This is a genomic window from Lelliottia sp. CFBP8978 (assembly GCF_034046055.2).
GTDB lineage: Bacteria > Pseudomonadota > Gammaproteobacteria > Enterobacterales > Enterobacteriaceae > Enterobacter.
In genome coordinates this window covers 1,497,805-1,516,610 of sequence record NZ_CM188253.1, presented here as the reverse complement: position 1 = coordinate 1,516,610, position 18,806 = coordinate 1,497,805, and the positions used below count along the sequence as shown (strand labels likewise).

Sequence of the window (18,806 nt, the reverse complement as noted above, 5' to 3'; positions counted from 1 at the left end):
TATGCTTTAATTCCATCCAGTTCGAACAAGGATTGACATCGCATTGCCTTAAATCAAATTTACCCAATTTATTTAAGTAGCGAAGCGATGTTGTTGCTTTTTAAAATAATGGCTCTTTGCGTCGTCATCCTTTTCGACGACAAATAGCCCGTGTGCAGGAAAGTCCGCGGAAATTAACGAGGTGGTTATGTTTAGAAAATTAGCAGCAGAGTGCTTTGGCACATTCTGGCTGGTGTTTGGTGGTTGCGGTAGCGCCGTTCTTGCAGCAGCATTCCCGGAATTAGGTATTGGTTTTGTGGGTGTGGCATTAGCGTTTGGTTTAACCGTATTAACCATGGCTTATGCCGTGGGCCATATTTCCGGCGGTCATTTTAACCCTGCTGTGACATTGGGTCTTTGGGCGGGCGGTCGTTTCCCGGCAAAAGATATCATTGGCTATATTATTGCACAGGTGGTTGGCGGGATTATTGCCGCTGCGGTTCTGTACGTTGTCGCCAGCGGTAAAGCTGGGTTTGACGCGGCGGCGAGCGGTTTTGCCTCTAACGGTTTTGGCGAACACTCTCCGGGTGGTTTCTCCATGCTGTCCGCTATTGTGATTGAAATCGTACTGACCGCAGGCTTCCTGCTGGTGATTCACGGTGCAACCGATAAACATGCGCCAGCGGGCTTTGCCCCTGTCGCTATCGGCCTGGCGTTAACCCTGATTCACCTGATCAGCATTCCGGTGACCAACACCTCTGTTAACCCGGCGCGTAGCACCGCGGTGGCGATCTTCCAGGGTGGCTGGGCGCTTCAGCAGCTGTGGCTGTTCTGGGTGATGCCGGTTATCGGCGGTATTCTCGGCGGTCTGTTGTATCGTACCCTGCTTGAAAAACGCGATTAATTAATCGCACGACGGCAACCTCTGGTTGCCGTTTTTCGTTTATGCCCACTCTTTACGGGCGGCACACAATATAAAGCATCAACGCATATTTGATTGCTTCTTTGACTGTACAGCGGGAATTGGGTAGTGTCAGTGGCGCTATTCAGACATTCAAAAAAGGACCCGGCTGTTCATGTTTTCAGGACTCTTAATCATTCTGCTGCCGTTGGTAGTGGGCTATCTTATTCCCCTTCGTCATGAGTCGGCATTAAAGCTCATTAATCGCTTTCTCAGCTGGATTGTCTACGTCATCCTGTTTTTCATGGGAATAAGCCTCGCGTTCCTGGATAACCTGGCCGCCAATTTACTCTCTATTCTTCATTATTCTGTGGTCACCATTGTCGTTATTCTGCTGTGTAATATCGCCGCGCTGTTTTGGCTCGAACGCAGCCTGCCGTGGAAAAATCAGCACCAGCAGGAAAAACTCCCGTCGCGCATCGCCATGGCGCTGGAATCATTAAAGCTCTGCGGTGTGGTTGTTCTCGGATTTTTGCTTGGCCTGACGGGCCTGGATTTTCTGCAACACGCGACAGAAGCCAGCGAATACACCTTAATCTTCCTGCTGTTCCTGATCGGCATTCAGTTACGCAATAACGGCATGACGCTGAAACAAATCGTGCTGAATCGCCGGGGAATGATTGTCGCGGTGGTGGTGGTATTCAGCTCGCTGGTGGGCGGCGTGATTAATGCCTTTATTCTCGATCTGCCACTGAAAACCGGTCTGGCGATGGCATCGGGTTTTGGCTGGTACTCCCTGTCAGGCATTCTGCTGACGGAGTCTTTTGGTCCGGTCATCGGCAGCGCGGCGTTCTTCAATGATTTGGGGCGTGAGCTTATCGCAATTATGCTCATTCCCGGCCTGGTACGTCAGAGTCGCTCCACGGCGCTCGGCCTGTGTGGCGCCACGTCGATGGACTTTACCCTGCCCGTGTTGCAACGTTCAGGCGGCCTTGAACTGGTTCCTGCCGCTATCGTTCATGGCTTCATTTTAAGCCTGCTGGTCCCGATTTTGATGGCATTTTTCTCCGCCTGATACCTCTCTGGCGGTAGACCTCTACCGCCAAAATTGCGTTAAATCAATAACCCTCTATTTTGTGGCAAAAAGCGCTTTTCTCTCCCCATCCACAGGCATAATCTTAAACATGTATATCAAATATAACTTTAACAGGTGTGATTATGTTTTGTGTGCAATGTGAACAAACCATCCGTACCCCTGCCGGGAACGGCTGCTCTTACGCACAGGGTATGTGCGGTAAAACCGCAGAAACGTCTGACCTGCAAGACCTCCTGATTGCGGCCCTGCAAGGTTTATCCGCCTGGGCGGCAAAAGCACGCGAATACGGCATTGTTGACCACTACGTGGATAATTTTGCCCCGCGCGCATTTTTCTCGACCCTGACCAACGTTAACTTCGATTCCCCGCGTATTGTGGGCTACGCCCGCGAAGCTATCGCCCTGCGCGAAGCGCTGAAAGCGCAAAGTCTGAGCCAGGATCCTCACGCCGCTGTGGATAATCCGATGGCCAGTCTACAGCTGGTGAGTGACGATCTGGGCGAATTGCAGCGTCAGGCGGCAGAATTTACCCCGAACAAAGATAAAGCAGCGATTGGCGAAAACATTCTTGGCCTGCGCCTTCTGTGTCTGTACGGCCTGAAAGGGGCGGCGGCCTATATGGAACACGCCCACGTACTCGGTCAATACGACAACGATATTTACGCGCAGTACCACAAAATCATGGCGTGGCTGGGCACCTGGCCTTCCGATATGGACGCGCTGCTGGCGTGTTCGATGGAAATCGGCCAGATGAACTTCAAGGTGATGAGCATTCTGGATGCCGGTGAAACCAGCACCTACGGCCATCCGACGCCAACTCAGGTCAACGTTAAAGCCACCGCAGGCAAATGTATTCTGATCTCCGGTCATGACCTGAAAGATCTCTACAACCTGCTGCAGCAAACTGAAGGCACTGGCGTCAACGTCTATACCCACGGCGAAATGCTGCCCGCTCACGGCTACCCGGAGCTGCGTAAATTTAAGCATCTGATCGGCAACTACGGCAGCGGCTGGCAGAACCAACAGGTCGAATTCGCGCGCTTCCCGGGCCCGATTGTTATGACCTCTAACTGCATCATCGACCCGACCGTGGGTTCGTATGACGATCGTATCTGGACGCGCAGCATCGTCGGCTGGCCGGGCGTGAGCCATCTTGAAGGCGATGATTTTGGTCCGGTTATCACTCAGGCCCAACAGATGGCAGGCTTCCCGTTCAGCGAAATCGAACATCTGATCACCGTGGGCTTTGGCCGCGAAACGCTGCTGGGTGCGGCGGACTCCCTGATCGATCTCGTCAGCCGTGAAAAACTGCGTCACATCTTCCTGATTGGCGGTTGCGATGGCGCGCGCGGGGAACGTAATTACTTCACCGACTTCGCCACCCGTGTTCCGCAGGACTGCCTGATCCTGACTCTGGCGTGCGGTAAATATCGCTTCAACAAGCTGGACTTCGGCGATATCGAAGGCCTGCCGCGTCTGGTCGATGCCGGCCAGTGTAATGATGCCTACTCCGCCATTATTCTCGCCGTCACTCTGGCAGAAAAACTGGGCTGTGGCGTGAACGACCTGCCGCTGTCGCTGGTGCTCTCCTGGTTCGAGCAAAAAGCGATTGTGATCCTGTTGACGCTGCTGTCCCTGGGCGTGACCAACATCGTCACCGGCCCGACGGCGCCAGGTTTCCTGACACCGGATCTGCTGGCCGTCCTGAACGAGAAATTTGGCCTGCGTTCTGTGACTACCGTAGAAGAAGACATGCAGCAACTGCTGAGCGCGTAAGGAGCCACTGATGACGATGCCAACCTCACAATGTCCGTGGCGGATGCAGGTTCACCACATCCATCAGGAGACGCCTGATGTGTGGACGCTGTCGCTGCTATGCCATGATTACTATCCGTACCGCGCCGGCCAGTATGCGCTGGTGAGCATCCGCAACTCGGCGGAGACCCTGCGCGCCTACACGCTGTCATCGACGCCGGGCGTGAGCGAGTACATTACGCTCACCATTCGCCGCATTGATGACGGTGCTGGCTCCCAGTGGCTAACACGCGAGGTGAAACGGGGTGACTATATCTGGCTGTCCGACGCGCAGGGTGATTTCGTCTGCGATGACAAAGCAGATGATAAATTTCTGCTGCTGGCGGCCGGGTGTGGCGTCACGCCGGTGATGTCTATGCGGCGCTGGCTGGCGAAGAATCGTCCGCAGGCGGACGTGCAGGTGATTTTCAGCGTCCGTTCGCCAGAGGATGTGATCTTTGCTGACGAATGGCGTGATTATCCGGTGACCCTGGTGGCGGAAAACAATGCCACCGCTGGTTTTGTCGCCGGTCGCCTGAGCCGCGAGCTGCTGCAAAGCGTGCCGGATATCGCCTCACGTACCGTGATGACCTGCGGCCCTGCGCCGTATATGGAGATCGTGGAAAAAGAGGTACGAGCGCTTGGCGTCACCCGCTTCTTTAAAGAGCAGTTCTTTACGCCTGTAGCCGAAGCCGCCACCAGCGGGGTGAAATTCACCAAACTGCAGCCTGCGCAGACCTTCTTCGGACGCGTCGGTACGACGCTGCTGGAAGCGCTGGAAAGCAATAAGGTTCCGGTCGTCGCGGCTTGTCGCGCGGGCGTGTGCGGTTGCTGTAAAACGAAAGTGGTTTCCGGCGAATACACCGTCAGCAGCACCATGACGCTGACGGAAGCCGAAATTGCCGACGGTTATGTGCTGGCGTGTTCCTGTCATCCGCAGGGTGACCTGGTACTGGCCTGATGAAAAGCCCGGTGATGTTTCACCGGGCTTTATTTTATTTCCACGCCGGATCGTTGGCGAGCGCATACCGCCCTGCGCCGATAAACGCCACGGCCAGCGCACCGATGAAGAAGTAAACCAGGCTTTCGATTGCCCATGCCCCCACCGCATCCAGCGCGAAGGTTTTACCCGTCCCCACCATCAGCCACGCCACCACCATGGTAAATGCCAGCACCAGCGCCGCCGGACGTGTGAGGATCCCCAGCACAATCAGCACTGGCGCAACCACTTCGCCGATCAGCACGCCGTAAGCGATAAATCCCGGCAAACCTTTTGCCACCAGCATCCCGCTGATAAAACCAACGCCTCCAAACAACTTATGCAAGCCATGAAAAAGCATCAGCCCGCCGACAGCCAGTCGTAATAACAGCTTGCCAAAATCTTCGTGCATTAGCGTTTTATTAACAGTGATTAACAATGATTTAACCATTTGAAATAATTCCTGTTTTTACCCGAGGTTTTGTCAGGATATGACGAATAGTTACACAATGAAACTCCCTGGTAATCAGGGGAAATTAACGGGCATAACGGCCAGTTTCTTCTAAGCTTGTAAGCGTTATCACAAAACGGAGATGGACAACCATGAAACAGACTGTGGCCGCTTATGTTGCAAAAACGCTGGAACAAGCCGGGGTAAAACGCATTTGGGGAGTGACCGGCGACTCGCTGAACGGCTTAAGCGACAGCCTCAACCGGATGGGCACCATTGAATGGATGCCCACACGCCATGAAGAAGTGGCAGCATTTGCCGCAGGCGCAGAGGCACAGCTGACGGGCGAGCTGGCCGTGTGCGCCGGTTCATGTGGGCCGGGCAACCTGCACCTGATTAACGGTCTGTTCGACTGTCACCGCAACCATGTTCCGGTACTGGCGATTGCGGCGCATATTCCCTCAAGCGAAATCGGCAGCGGCTATTTTCAGGAGACGCACCCGCAGGAGCTGTTCCGTGAATGTAGCCACTACTGTGAGCTGGTTTCCAGCCCAGAGCAAATCCCACAGGTGCTGGCGATTGCGATGCGTAAAGCGATTCTTAATCGCGGCGTGTCGGTGGTGGTGCTGCCCGGTGACGTGGCGTTGAAAGCGGCCCCGGAGGGCGCAAGCACCCACTGGTATCACGCGCCGCAGGCCGTGGTGACGCCGGCAGAAGAGGAGCTGAAAAAGCTGGCGCAACTGCTGCGCTACTCCAGCAATATCGCCCTGATGTGCGGCAGCGGTTGTGCGGGCGCGCACAAAGAGCTGGTAGAGTTTGCCGCTAAGCTGAAAGCCCCGATTGTTCACGCCCTGCGCGGCAAAGAGCATGTGGAATACGATAACCCTTACGATGTCGGGATGACCGGACTGATTGGCTTCTCGTCCGGATTCCACACCATGATGAATGCCGACACGCTGGTGTTGCTCGGCACTCAGTTCCCTTATCGCGCCTTCTACCCGAGCGACGCGAAAATTATTCAGATCGATATCAACCCCGGCAGTATCGGCGCGCACAGCAAAGTGGATATGGCGCTGATCGGCGATATCAAATCCACCCTTACCGCGCTGCTCCCGCATCTGGAAGAGAAAACCGATCGCAAGTTCCTCGACAAAGCGCTGAGCGATTACCGCGATGCGCGCAAAGGGCTGGACGATCTGGCAAAACCGAGCGAAAAAGCCATTCACCCGCAATATCTGGCGCAGCAGATCAGCCATTTCGCCAGCGACGATGCCATTTTTACCTGCGACGTGGGTACTCCAACCGTCTGGGCGGCCCGCTATCTGAAAATGAACGGGAAACGCCGCCTGCTCGGCTCGTTCAACCACGGCTCGATGGCTAACGCCATGCCGCAGGCGCTGGGCGCACAAGCCACCGCGCCGGAACGCCAGGTGGTGGCCATGTGTGGCGACGGCGGGTTCAGCATGCTGATGGGCGATTTCCTCTCCGTGGTGCAGATGAAGCTGCCGCTAAAAATTGTGGTGTTCAACAACAGCGTGCTGGGCTTTGTAGCGATGGAGATGAAAGCCGGAGGCTATCTGACCGACGGCACGGAGCTGCACGACACCAACTTCGCCCGCATCGCCGAGGCCTGCGGTATTACCGGCATTCGCGTGGAAAAAGCCTCAGAAGTGGACGAAGCGCTTCAGCGTGCGTTCTCGATCGACGGTCCGGTGCTGGTGGATGTGGTGGTCGCTAAAGAAGAGCTGGCGATCCCGCCGCAGATCAAGCTTGAGCAGGCCAAAGGTTTCAGCCTCTATATGCTGCGCGCGATTATCAGCGGTCGGGGTGACGAAGTGATGGAACTGGCAAAAACCAACTGGCTCAGGTAAAACATCTCACATCGCCTTTCAAACTATAGGGATGTGAAATGATAGACCTGCGCAGTGATACTGTAACCCGCCCGAGCCGCGCCATGCTTGAAGAGATGATGGCCGCCCCGGTCGGGGACGATGTATACGGTGATGATCCTACCGTGAATGAACTTCAGCGCTATGCCGCCGAATTAGGCGGCAAACAAGCGGCGCTGTTCCTGCCAACCGGTACCCAGGCGAACCTGGTGGCGTTGCTCAGCCACTGCGAGCGCGGCGAAGAGTATATCGTCGGCCAGGGCGCGCATAACTATCTGTATGAAGCCGGAGGCGCGGCGGTGCTGGGCAGTATTCAGCCCCAGCCTATCGACGCAGCCTCCGACGGAACGCTGCCGCTGGATAAAGTCGCGGCGAAAATCAAAGTGGATGATATTCACTTTGCCCGCACCAGATTGCTCAGTCTGGAAAACACCCACAACGGCAAAGTGCTGCCACGCGAATACCTGAAAGCGGCATGGGAATTTACCCGCGAACGTAAACTGGGGCTGCACGTCGACGGCGCGCGTATTTTTAACGCCGTGGTGGAATATGGCTGCGAGCTGAAAGAGATCGCCCGGTATTGCGACTCGTTCACCATTTGTCTCTCCAAAGGGCTGGGCACGCCGGTCGGCTCTCTGCTGGTTGGCGACACCGATTACATTAAGCGCGCCAACCGCTGGCGTAAAATGACCGGCGGCGGCATGCGCCAGGCGGGCATTCTGGCGGCGGCGGGTCTGTACGCGCTAAAAAATAACGTTGCCCGTCTTAAAGACGATCACGATAACGCGGCATGGATGGCCACGCAGCTGCGCGAGATCGGTGCCGATGTCATGCGTCATGACACCAATATGCTGTTTGTGCGCGTCGGTGAGCAAAATGCTGTCGCACTGGGTGAGCATATGAAGTCCCACGGGGTGTTGATCAACGCCTCCCCGGTGGTCCGCCTGGTGATGCATCTCGATGTGAACCGCGATCAGCTCGCTGAAGTGGTAAAACACTGGCAGGCCTTTTTACAGCGCTAAGGAGCACACCGTGCCGCAACGTATTCTGATGTTGGGCGCCAGCGGTTATATCGGTCAACATCTGACAACGGCATTAAGCCAGCACGGACATCAGGTGCTGGCGGCGGCACGTAATACCGAACGGCTAGAGAAGCTGAATCTGCCTAACGTCACCTGTCATACGATTGATCTCAACTGGCCAAAAGAGCTGTCAGCGCTGCTGGAAGGCGTGGATACGCTCTATTATCTGGTGCATAGCATGGGCGAAGGCGGTGATTTTATCGCTCATGAGCGCCAGGTGGCGATGAACGTCCGCGATGCGCTGCTCGAAACGCCGGTCAAACAGGTGATTTTCTTAAGCTCATTACAGGCTCCAGAACACGAACAGTCCGACCACCTGCGCGCGCGTCAGCTCACGGCTGAAACGCTGCGAAGCGCCAATATTCCGCTCACCGAACTGCGCGCGGGGATCATCGTCGGCGCCGGTTCCGCTGCCTTCGAAGTGATGCGCGATATGGTTTATAACCTGCCGGTGCTGACGCCGCCGCGCTGGGTCCGGTCGCGCACCACGCCGATTGCACTGCAGAATCTGCTGCACTATCTGGTCGAACTGCTGAATCATCCGGCTGACAACCATCGCGTGCTGGAAGCCGCTGGGCCGGAAGTGTTGAGCTACCAGGAACAATTTGAACATTTTATGACGGTCAGCGGTCGCCGACGGTGGCTGATACCCATCCCCTTCCCGACCCGTTGGATCTCGGTGTGGTTTTTAAACGTCATCACCTCGGTTCCCCCGACGACGGCAAAAGCATTGATCCAGGGGCTGAAGCACGATCTGCTGGCAGATGACCGCGAGCTACGCGCGCTGATACCGCAGACGCTGATGCGTTTTGACGACGCCGTGCGCCTCACGCTAAAAGAAGAAGAGAAGCTGATGCACTCCAGCGACTGGGGTTACGACGCACAGGCCTTTGCCCGCTGGCGGCCGGAATACGGGTTTTACCCCAAACAGGCTGGCTACACCGTCAAAACGGACGCCAGCCTGCAGGCGCTGTGGCAGGTGATCAACCAGATTGGCGGCAAAGAACGTTATTTCTTCGGCAATCTTCTCTGGCAAACGCGCGGCATGCTCGATCTGCTGGTGGGGCATAAACTGGCAAAAGGTCGCCCGGCGCATCCGTGGCTGCAAACCGGCGACACCGTTGATAGCTGGAAAGTCATCATCGTCGAGCCGGAAAAACAGCTGGCTCTGCTGTTTGGTATGAAAGCGCCCGGCCTGGGCCGACTGTGCTTTACTCTTAAAGACAAAGGCGATCACCGTGAACTGGACGTCCGCGCCTGGTGGCATCCTCACGGAATGCCAGGGCTGTTTTACTGGCTGCTGATGATCCCGGCACATCTGTTTATCTTTCGCGGTATGGCAAAACGGATTGCGCAGCTTGCGGAACACATCACAGAAAAAATCTCATTTAAACGCTGATTCTTACTCCTTTCCCATTGCATCGTGGCGTAATTCACGGAAGAATGCGCACGAAATTCTTTTCAACACAGTGGATTGATATGAAGGTACTGGTTACCGGCGCCACCAGCGGCTTAGGCCGAAATGCGGTCGAGTTTCTGCGCAACAAAGGCATCAGCGTCAGAGCGACCGGTCGCAACGAAGCGATGGGCAAGCTCCTGCAAAAAATGGGTGCTGAATTTATCCACGCCGACCTGACGGAACTGGTTTCATCACAGGCCAAAGTGATGCTCGCCGGAATTGACACGCTGTGGCACTGCTCCAGTTTTACCTCTCCCTGGGGCACCCAGGAAGCGTTTGACCTCGCCAACGTCCGCGCCACCCGCCGTCTCGGCGAATGGGCCGTCGCATGGGGCGTAAGAAATTTCGTTCATATCTCCTCCCCGTCGCTCTATTTTGACTATCACCATCATCGTGATATCCAGGAAGATTTCCGCCCGGCGCGTTTCGCCTGCGAGTTTGCTCGCAGCAAAGCCGCCAGCGAAGAGGTGATCGATCTGCTGGCCCAGTCGAATCCGCATACCCGCTTTACGATTCTGCGCCCGCAAAGCCTGTTTGGCCCGCACGATAAAGTCTTTATTCCGCGACTGGCGCAGATGATGCACCATTACGGCAGCGTGCTGTTGCCGCGCGGTGGCGATGCGCTGGTGGATATGACTTACTACGAGAACGCCGTGCATGCCATGTGGCTGGCGAGCCAGCCGCACTGCGACCATCTGGCGTCTGGCCGCGCATATAACATCACCAACGGCGAGCCGCAAATGCTGCGCAATATTGTGCAGCGGCTGATTGATGAGCTGAATATTCACTGTCGGATCCGCTCGGTGCCGTACCCGATGCTGGACATGATTGCCCGCAGCATGGAGCGCTTTGGCAATAAATCGGCCAAAGAACCGGCATTGACGCACTACGGGGTATCGAAGCTTAATTTTGATTTTACGCTGGATACCACGCGCGCTGAAAATGAGCTGGGCTACAAACCGATCGTCACGCTGGAAGACGGAATTGTGCGCACCGCCGCGTGGCTACGGGATCACGGCAAACTGCATCGTTAACCCCACCGTTCTGCCCGCCCTCACCCCTGCCCGTATTTCTCCAACAGGGCCTGGGCGATCGCCATCGTTTCCGCATCAGCGATACCGTTCCAGACCCGGGGACGGTAATGCATCTGGAATGCCATGATGACGCGTTTTTGTTGCGCTGCCGTACTGTTTTCCGGCACGTCGTAACCGTAGCGCGCCAGCACATCCAGCAATGCCGCTGTCTCTACGCTTTGATAAGCGAACTGCCCGTTAAGATAAAACGCCACCCGCGCGGGATCCGGCCATGCGCCTATCCCCTGCTCGGCCAGCGCCTGCCACGGAAACAGCGGACCGGGATCGTCTTTGCGCTGCGGCGCAATATCGGCATGGGCCACGACGTTCTGCGGCTTAATGTCATAGCGAGCAATAATGTCTTTGGCGAGGGGGATCAGCGCGGCAATCTGCGCCGGTTCAAAGGGAACAAACTGCTTCACGCCAGCCGTTTTCTGCCAGCCCCGGTTCTCCAGTTCTATGCCTATCGAGGTGTCGTTGATACGCGTCGCTCCGCGCCAGTAGCTGATGCCCGCATGCCAGGCTAAATCTTTTTCCGGCACCAGCTGCCAGATCCGCGGTTTGCCGTCGGATGCAGGAGGTTTGGCCGGGATCAGGTAGTGCGAGCTGACGTTTTTATCGGTCAGCGTCGCCAGCGAGCTGTCAAAATCGTCAGCGGTATAGTGAATCACCAGCACTTTGATACGCGGATAGGCCGCCTGCGCCTGATGCCGGGTATCCAGCTCATAGGCGCCTTTATCGACAATGCCCTTTTCGGTGGCACACCCCGCCAGCAGCATCGCCAGCAGGGCGGTGGACAACAGCCGCTTCATCGACGCGTTTTCACCGCTGTACCGCTGACGCTCACCATCAGCATGCTGGCATCTTTCCCTACCGTTTCGTAATCAATATCAATACCTACGACGGCATCTGCACCCAGCGCCTTGGCTTGTTCGCCCAGCTCTTTAAACGCGATTTCACGCGCCTTACGCAGCTCTTTTTCGTACGCGCCGGAACGTCCGCCGACGATATCGCGGATCCCGGCAAAAAAGTCGCGGAAGATGTTCGCACCCAGGATCGCCTCACCGGTCACGACGCCGCAATACTCAACAATCGGCTGGCCTTCCAGGGTTGGGGTGGTAGAAAATTGCATCTTTTATCTCCTGCTTTAGCGTTCAATGCCTTAGCACAGCATTATCGGTTCGTTACGCTATTATTGAAAGGATAGTTAATCATTAAGGAAATCAACATGCGCTATTCTGCTTTGGCACTTTTCGTGCCGTGCGCGCTGCTGCTCAGCGCCTGCACCACGACGGTCACACCGGCATTTAAAGATATCGGGACTCGCAGCGGCCCTTGCATAGCAGGCGGCCCGGACGCCGTGGCTCAACAATTTTATGATTACCGCATTTCGCACCGCAACGGCGATATCACCGCGCTGCGCCCTTATCTCAGCGATAATCTGGCGAAAAGGCTCAACGATGCGGCCCGCGAACCACAGCACAATGCCCTGCTTAAATCCGATCCGTTCTCCAGTCGTACCACGCCGGCTGACCGCGCAGAAGTCAGCAGCGCATCAACCATCCCGAATACCGACGCGCGCAACATTCCGCTACGGGTGAAACTGACCCAGGGCAGCCAGTCCTGGCAGGATGAAGTGCTGATGATTCGTGAAGGCCAGTGCTGGGCGATCGATGACGTGCGTTACCTCGGCGGCAACGTGCATGCGCCTGCTGGCACGCTGCGCCAGTCGATAGAAAATCGCTAGGCCAAAGTCGTAACCCCCGTAAAATGTCCGGCATTTCTTGAGGAATGCCGACATTTATTCTCGTCCCCATTGCCCTTCGCTATTTTGTGCTATGTTTAAACATGAATACGGTTTATATTTAACTTTTAACGCATAAATATTGCATAACTATTCTGTCAACGGTACTATCTGCGGCCTCAATTGCTATAGATTGCCTGGATGAGTAAAGACTGCCCCGATGAGTATTCAACTAAACGGCATTAACTGCTTCTACGGCGCACACCAGGCGCTGTTCGACATCACGCTGAACTGCCCACAGGGCGAAACGCTGGTTTTGCTTGGCCCAAGCGGCGCAGGTAAAAGCTCACTGTTGCGCGTCCTCAATCTGCTTGAAATGCCGCGCTCCGGTACGCTGGATATCGCCGGAAATCATTTTGATTTCGCGAAAGCCCCGTCCGATAAAGCGATTCGCGATCTGCGCCAAAATGTCGGCATGGTCTTTCAGCAATATAATCTCTGGCCGCACCTCACCGTGCAGCAAAACCTGATTGAAGCCCCCTGCCGTGTGCTGGGATTAAGCAAAGATCAAGCGCTGGCGCGTGCCGAAAAACTCCTGGAACGCCTGCGCTTAAAACCTTACAGCGATCGTTATCCGCTGCACCTTTCCGGTGGTCAACAGCAGCGCGTTGCCATTGCCCGCGCGCTGATGATGGAACCGCAGATTCTGCTGTTCGATGAGCCGACCGCTGCGCTGGATCCGGAAATCACCGCGCAGATCGTCAGCATTATTCGCGAGCTGGCTGAAACCAATATCACTCAGGTGATCGTGACTCACGAAGTGGAAGTGGCACGTAAAACCGCCAGTCGCGTGGTGTATATGGAAAATGGCCATATCGTCGAGCAAGGGGATGCCAGTTGCTTTAACGCCCCGCAAACCGATGCGTTTAAAAACTATTTATCTCACTGATGTGTTAGGGAAAATGACAATGAAAAAAGTACTGATAGCCGCGCTGCTTGCCAGCGTCAGCCTTTCCGCTACCGCAGCACAGACGATTCGTTTTGCTACTGAAGCCTCTTATCCTCCGTTTGAATCCATTGATGCCAATAATAAAATTGTGGGCTTCGATGTGGATCTGGCCAATGCGCTGTGCAAAGAGATCGACGCGACCTGCACCTTTGCAAATCAGTCTTTTGACAGCCTGATCCCAAGCCTGAAATTCCGTCGTATCGACGCGGTAATGGCCGGTATGGACATCACCCCTGAGCGTGAAAAACAGGTGCTGTTCTCCACGCCTTACTATGACAACTCCGCGCTGTTCATCGGGCAGAAAGGTAAATTCGCTTCTGTTGATCTGCTGAAAGGCAAGAAAGTCGGCGTACAGAACGGCACCACACACCAGAAATTCATCATGGATAAACATCCGGAAATCACCACCGTTCCTTACGACAGCTATCAAAATGCGAAGCTGGATCTGCAGAACGGTCGTATCGACGCGGTCTTTGGCGATACCGCTGTGGTCACTGAATGGCTGAAAGCCAACGATAAACTGGCTGCCGTGGGCGATAAAGTGACGGATAAAGATTACTTTGGTACTGGCCTTGGGATTGCTGTTCGTCAGGGCAACACTGACCTGCAACAGAAATTCAATGCCGCTCTGGAAAAAGTGAAAAAAGACGGCACCTACGAAACCATCTACGCCAAATGGTTCCAGAAGTAAGATCTGATGAACGAAATTTTTCCTTTAGCAAGCGCCGCCGGGATGACCGTCGGCCTTGCCGTTTGTGCGCTCATTATCGGCCTGGTGCTGGCAATGATCTTTGCGGTGTGGGAATCAGCTAAGTGGCGCCCTGTCGCGTGGATCGGCTCGGCTCTGGTGACCGTATTGCGAGGGCTACCGGAAATCCTGGTGGTCCTGTTTATCTATTTCGGTTCCTCGCAGCTGCTGTTAACGCTGTCTGATGGCTTCACCATCAATCTGGGTTTTGCGCAGATTCCGGTGCAGATGCAGATCGAAAACTTTGATGTCAGCCCGTTCCTGTGCGGCGTGATTGCCCTTTCTCTGCTCTACTCCGCCTATGCATCGCAGACTTTGCGCGGCGCGCTAAAAGCCGTGCCCGTTGGGCAGTGGGAATCCGGCCAGGCGCTGGGTCTGTCGAAAACAGCGATCTTCTTCCGACTGGTGATGCCGCAGATGTGGCGTCATGCCCTGCCGGGACTGGGTAATCAGTGGCTGGTGCTGCTGAAAGACACCGCGCTGGTAAGCCTGATCAGCGTGAACGACTTAATGCTGCAAACCAAAAGCATCGCCACCCGCACCCAGGAGCCCTTCACCTGGTATATCGTCGCGGCGGCTATCTACCTGGTGATCACGTTGCTGAGTCAGTACATTCTCAAGCGTATTGACCTGCGTGCAACGCGTTTTGAACGGAGACCCGGCTGATGCTTGAATATTTACCCGAGCTGATGAAAGGGCTGCATACCAGCCTCACGCTGACGGTCGCGTCGATCATTGTGGCGCTGATCCTGGCGCTCATTTTCACCATTGTTCTGACGCTGAAAACGCCGGTGGTGGTGTGGTTCGTTCGCGCTTACATTACGCTGTTTACCGGTACGCCGCTGCTGGTGCAGATCTTCCTGATTTACTACGGACCAGGCCAGTTTCCGTCGCTGCAGGAATATCCGCTTATCTGGCATCTGCTCTCTGAACCGTGGCTGTGCGCCCTGATTGCCCTCTCTCTGAACAGTGCCGCGTACACCACGCAGCTGTTCTACGGTGCGATCCGCGCCATTCCGGAAGGCCAGTGGCAATCCTGCGGCGCGCTGGGCATGAGCAAGAAAGACACGCTGGCGATCCTGCTGCCGTATGCCTTTAAGCGCGCGCTCTCGTCGTATTCCAACGAAGTGGTACTGGTGTTCAAGAGTACGTCTCTGGCCTACACCATTACCCTGATGGAAGTCATGGGTCACGGCCAGTTGCTGTACGGACGTACCTACGATGTGATGGTCTTTGGCGCAGCCGGTCTGGTTTACCTGGTGGTGAACGGTCTGCTGACGCTGCTGATGCGCCTTATCGAAAGCAAAGCGCTGGCCTTCGAGCGCAGAAACTAACCGCTGGTTTTGCATAGAATCTGAATCAACAAGACGGGCAAGTCTAACAACTGCCCGTCTTTTTTTATCTCATAAAAGATACTTAATCATAATTATTGAATATAAATTCAATAAATGGCATTGTACTTCCATGCCGGAGACACGGCGCATAATGACAAGATTGACAGACGGGAGCATTACAATGAAAAAGTTAGTTCTGGCTGCATTACTGGCAACTTTCGCCGCTGGCGCATCAGCGGCAGATAAAATCAGCTTCGGTGTTTCTGCCACTTATCCGCCGTTCGAATCGCTGGATGCCAGCAACCAGATCGTGGGTTTTGATATCGACCTGGCAAAAGCCCTGTGCAAACAGATGCAGGCCGATTGCACCTTCACCAACCACGCCTTCGACAGCCTGATCCCGTCGCTGAAATTCAAAAAATATGATGCCGTGATTTCCGGTATGGACATCACGCCAGAGCGTAGCAAGCAGGTCTCTTTCACCGATCCGTACTATGCCAACTCGGCGGTGGTGATTGCGAAAAAAGACGCCTATAAATCCTTTAGCGAGCTGAACGGCAAACGCATCGGGATGGAAAACGGCACCACCCATCAAAAATATCTGCAGGACAAACATCCTGAAGTGAAAACCGTGGCTTACGATAGCTACCAGAATGCGATCATCGACCTGAAAAATGGCCGCATTGACGGCGTCTTTGGCGACACGGCGGTGGTCAACGAGTGGCTGAAAACCAACCCACAGCTGGGTACCGCCACCGAAAAAGTGACCGATCCGCAATACTTCGGTACCGGTCTGGGCATTGCGGTTCGCCCGGATAACAAAGCCCTTCTGGAAAAACTGAACGGCGCGCTGAAAGCGATCAAAGCCGACGGCACATACCAGAAAATCAGCGATCAGTGGTTCCCGCAGTAATCGGTTCTGCCTGCTGATAAGAGAAACGCAAAACGGTAACCTTAGGGTTACCGTTTTTCATATTATTCAGCCAGAAAGCCCGTACTGAGCCAGGCATAGCTTACAGCGGCACATAAAAGCGGAAACGCGCCCCACCTGCCGCCTCCATCAGCCGGATGCCACCGCCGTGCAGCTCGAGCATTCTTTTGACAATCAACAATCCCAGGCCGCCGCGATTTTCCCGCGATGCTTGCTGACTCAACGCCGAAGGCCGCTGGAACAGCTCATCACGCAATGACGCCTCAATGCCCGGTCCGCTGTCGGATACTTCCACCTGTAATTGCTGATTCTCCTGCCACACCGTCAGACGAATATCGCCTCCCGATGGCGTATGTCGAACGGCGTTATCCAGAAGATTGGTGACAACCCGCTCGATCATCGAGACGTCAGCAAACACCTGCGGCAGCGGCCCCGGCACGTCGATATGCAGCCGAAGCTGGCGCGTCTGAGCGGTCAGCTCGAACTTCTGCGCCACGTCAGAGATCAGCTCCCCCATCGCAAAGCGTTCACGCTGCGGCTTGATCCCACCGTGTTCAAGACGCGCCAGCTCGAAAAGCTGCTGGGAGAGATGGCGAACCTTCTGCCCCTGTCGCAGGGCGGTGGCCAGGTACTGCTGATTTTGCTCGGCCGTCAGAGTGGAGGATTTCATCGACAGCGTTTCCAGATATCCCAGCAACGACGTCAGCGGCGTGCGCAAATCATGGGAGATATTGGCGATAAATTCGCGGCGCTGACGGTCGCTGTCGGCGAGCTGATCCCACTGAGAGATGATCTGCCGCGCCAGCTCGATAAAGGTATTACGCAACTGCGTAACCTCATCCCCCGTGACAGGGTCGGGCGTTTGCGCCGCTAACTGTTTGATGGCACTGATACTGTCCGGTCCCAGTCCGGAGACTTCCGCCGTCAGACGTTTCACCGGCCTCGTCACCCAGTACCAGACCAGCAACCCCGCCAGCAGCGCGAAAGTCGCCACCAGCAACAGCGACCACATCGCCGTGCTCCAAAGCGCCTTATGCCACGCCATTTCAGCCAGCGCGTTAAACTCTTCGCCTTGCAGAATAATGTATAAATAACCGCGCAGTTCGCCGCCCTGTCTCAGCGGAGTGACGCTAAACACTTTCTGTTTATCCAGACTGCGCGGATCGTCGCCATACACCGGCCATGTTTCGCCGCTCAGGAACGTTTGTAGCGGCGCAATCGCAATTTTCTGCCGCAGAATATGGCCCGGCGGTGCGGCATCGGCCAGCAGTTCGCCATCGGGTGAAACCACATACAGTTCGACGCTGGGGTTAAAGGTCATGAGCCGATCAAACAGCGGTTTAAGGCGCTGGCGATCGACCCGCCCGTCCGCGTCCAGTACAGGTTCGCGCTGCACAATCTGCTGTGCCAGGCCGTTTGAAAGACGCTGTACCATCGCATTGCCGTATTGCATGCTGGTGTAGAGTTGCACCACGCAGGCGACGGTGGCACAAATCATCAGCAGGAAAATAAACAGCAGCGTCAGGCGCTGGCCCAGGCTAAACCGGCGCATCATGATCCGGCTCCGCAAATTTGTAGCCCTTTCCCCAGACGGTACGAATAATCTCCGGCTCTGCGGCGTCTTTTTCTATCTTGATCCGCAGGCGGTTGATGTGAGTATTTACCGTATGCTCGTAACCCTCATGCTGATAACCCCAGACTCGCTCCAGCAACGCCAGCCGCGAGAAAACCTCGCCGGGATGACGGGCAAAGAACCACAGCAGCTCGAATTCACGCGGAGTGAGATCCACCTCTTTGCCGTGCAGGCGTACGCTGCGCGACATCGGGTCGAGCGTCAGGCCATGCGCGTCAATCTCTCCGCTGATCTGCGCCTGCCCCATCGCCTGCTGACGGCGAAACAGGGCCTTGATGCGCGCTATCAGCTCCTGTACGGAAAAGGGTTTTGCCAGATAATCATCGGCACCCGTCTCCAGGCCGGTGATACGGTCGGTTTCACTGCTGCGGGCACTGATGATAATGATGGGCAGATAGCGCGTGAGCTGACGGATACGGCGACAAATTTCCAGGCCGTCAATGTTGGGCAGCATCAGATCGAGGATCACGGCATCCCAGTGGGATTGTTCAAGCAACTGCAACGCCTGCGCGCCGTCTGCTTCATGGGTAATCGCGTAGCCTTCATCTTCGAGATTCAGACGCAGGAGCGACGCGATATCGCTGTCATCTTCCACCAGCAGGATCTGCTTCATCAGTTAACCTTCTTTAACCTTCAATCGCTAAAGCTTACCCGATTTTCTGCCGCGGAAGAGTTCACATTTTGTTTAAGATTCGCGGGATACCT

Annotated in this window: 19 protein-coding genes; 14 read left to right on the top strand and 5 right to left on the bottom strand. The window is 55.4% G+C overall.

Annotated features, from left to right (window positions below):
- The first annotated feature begins 187 nt into the window (after positions 1-187).
- The 4 genes from aqpZ (at position 188) to hcr (ending at position 4,730) form a co-directional block, all read left to right on the top strand.
- Positions 188-883, top strand: coding sequence for an aquaporin Z (gene aqpZ, locus SOM82_RS07065; protein WP_501083557.1), 696 nt, complete (start codon positions 188-190; stop codon positions 881-883).
- Positions 884-1,055: 172 nt separating this feature from the next.
- On the top strand, positions 1,056-1,955 hold the full coding sequence (locus SOM82_RS07060; RefSeq protein WP_320460013.1) for a LysO family transporter: 900 nt from the start codon (positions 1,056-1,058) through the stop codon (positions 1,953-1,955).
- Positions 1,956-2,098: 143 nt separating this feature from the next.
- On the top strand, positions 2,099-3,751 hold the full coding sequence (gene hcp / locus SOM82_RS07055) for a hydroxylamine reductase (protein WP_320460012.1): 1,653 nt from the start codon (positions 2,099-2,101) through the stop codon (positions 3,749-3,751).
- A gap of 10 nt (positions 3,752-3,761) precedes the next feature.
- A complete protein-coding gene (gene hcr, locus SOM82_RS07050) occupies positions 3,762-4,730 on the top strand; it encodes an NADH oxidoreductase (RefSeq protein ID WP_320460011.1) in 969 nt (322 codons plus the stop codon).
- 34 nt (positions 4,731-4,764) lie between these two features.
- On the opposite strand, the gene SOM82_RS07045 is transcribed toward hcr, so the two are convergent.
- A complete protein-coding gene (locus SOM82_RS07045) occupies positions 4,765-5,199 on the bottom strand; it encodes a DoxX family protein (RefSeq protein WP_154127798.1) in 435 nt (144 codons plus the stop codon).
- Between the two features lie 152 nt (positions 5,200-5,351).
- Here SOM82_RS07045 and poxB point away from each other — a divergent pair, with 152 nt between their 5' ends.
- The 4 genes from poxB (at position 5,352) to SOM82_RS07025 (ending at position 10,663) form a co-directional block, all read left to right on the top strand.
- Positions 5,352-7,070, top strand: coding sequence for a ubiquinone-dependent pyruvate dehydrogenase (gene poxB, locus SOM82_RS07040; RefSeq protein ID WP_320460010.1), 1,719 nt, complete (start codon positions 5,352-5,354; stop codon positions 7,068-7,070).
- Between the two features lie 38 nt (positions 7,071-7,108).
- Positions 7,109-8,110 (top strand): low-specificity L-threonine aldolase, encoded by a 1,002-nt coding sequence (gene ltaE / locus SOM82_RS07035; protein WP_320460009.1) that lies wholly within the window; start codon positions 7,109-7,111, stop codon positions 8,108-8,110.
- A gap of 10 nt (positions 8,111-8,120) precedes the next feature.
- On the top strand, positions 8,121-9,569 hold the full coding sequence (locus tag SOM82_RS07030) for an SDR family oxidoreductase (protein WP_320460008.1): 1,449 nt from the start codon (positions 8,121-8,123) through the stop codon (positions 9,567-9,569).
- Between the two features lie 80 nt (positions 9,570-9,649).
- Positions 9,650-10,663, top strand: a complete 1,014-nt coding sequence (locus tag SOM82_RS07025) for a 3-beta-hydroxysteroid dehydrogenase (protein WP_154127795.1) — start codon at positions 9,650-9,652, stop codon at positions 10,661-10,663.
- 20 nt (positions 10,664-10,683) lie between these two features.
- On the opposite strand, the gene SOM82_RS07020 is transcribed toward SOM82_RS07025, so the two are convergent.
- Together SOM82_RS07020 and SOM82_RS07015 are read right to left on the bottom strand one after the other, a co-directional pair.
- Entirely contained in the window at positions 10,684-11,514 is an 831-nt protein-coding gene (locus tag SOM82_RS07020; protein WP_320460007.1) for an N-acetylmuramoyl-L-alanine amidase, read from the bottom strand.
- Positions 11,511-11,834 carry a heavy metal-binding domain-containing protein gene (locus SOM82_RS07015; protein WP_012016782.1) on the bottom strand — a complete coding sequence of 108 codons (324 nt, stop codon included), beginning with the start codon at positions 11,832-11,834 and terminating at the stop codon, positions 11,511-11,513. The genes SOM82_RS07020 and SOM82_RS07015 overlap by 4 nt, the downstream gene beginning before the upstream one ends.
- Before the next feature lie 96 nt (positions 11,835-11,930).
- On the opposite strand from SOM82_RS07015, the gene SOM82_RS07010 reads away from it, so the two are divergent.
- The 6 genes from SOM82_RS07010 to artJ all read left to right on the top strand — a co-directional run bounded on the left by SOM82_RS07010 (position 11,931) and on the right by artJ (position 16,450).
- Entirely contained in the window at positions 11,931-12,449 is a 519-nt protein-coding gene (locus SOM82_RS07010; RefSeq protein ID WP_320460006.1) for a lipoprotein, read from the top strand.
- A 217-nt stretch (positions 12,450-12,666) separates the two neighbouring features.
- Complete coding sequence (gene artP, locus SOM82_RS07005) at positions 12,667-13,395, top strand: arginine ABC transporter ATP-binding protein ArtP (protein WP_320460005.1); 729 nt, start codon at positions 12,667-12,669, stop codon at positions 13,393-13,395.
- A 19-nt stretch (positions 13,396-13,414) separates the two neighbouring features.
- A complete protein-coding gene (gene artI / locus SOM82_RS07000) occupies positions 13,415-14,146 on the top strand; it encodes an arginine ABC transporter substrate-binding protein ArtI (protein WP_154127791.1) in 732 nt (243 codons plus the stop codon).
- A gap of 6 nt (positions 14,147-14,152) precedes the next feature.
- Positions 14,153-14,869 (top strand): arginine ABC transporter permease ArtQ, encoded by a 717-nt coding sequence (gene artQ, locus SOM82_RS06995; RefSeq protein ID WP_154127790.1) that lies wholly within the window; start codon positions 14,153-14,155, stop codon positions 14,867-14,869.
- Positions 14,869-15,537, top strand: coding sequence for an arginine ABC transporter permease ArtM (artM, locus tag SOM82_RS06990; RefSeq protein WP_320460004.1), 669 nt, complete (start codon positions 14,869-14,871; stop codon positions 15,535-15,537). Before artQ ends, artM begins: the two co-directional genes overlap by 1 nt.
- Positions 15,538-15,718: 181 nt before the next feature.
- Complete coding sequence (gene artJ, locus SOM82_RS06985; RefSeq protein ID WP_320460003.1) at positions 15,719-16,450, top strand: arginine ABC transporter substrate-binding protein ArtJ; 732 nt, start codon at positions 15,719-15,721, stop codon at positions 16,448-16,450.
- Between the two features lie 100 nt (positions 16,451-16,550).
- On the opposite strand, the gene SOM82_RS06980 is transcribed toward artJ, so the two are convergent.
- Together SOM82_RS06980 and SOM82_RS06975 are read right to left on the bottom strand one after the other, a co-directional pair.
- The gene (locus SOM82_RS06980) at positions 16,551-18,023 is read right to left on the bottom strand and encodes a sensor histidine kinase (RefSeq protein WP_154127787.1); all 1,473 of its coding nucleotides are present in this window, start codon (positions 18,021-18,023) and stop codon (positions 16,551-16,553) included.
- The gene (locus SOM82_RS06975; RefSeq protein ID WP_320460002.1) at positions 18,007-18,714 is read right to left on the bottom strand and encodes a response regulator transcription factor; all 708 of its coding nucleotides are present in this window, start codon (positions 18,712-18,714) and stop codon (positions 18,007-18,009) included. The genes SOM82_RS06980 and SOM82_RS06975 overlap by 17 nt, the downstream gene beginning before the upstream one ends.
- Between the last annotated feature and the right edge of the window lie 92 nt (positions 18,715-18,806).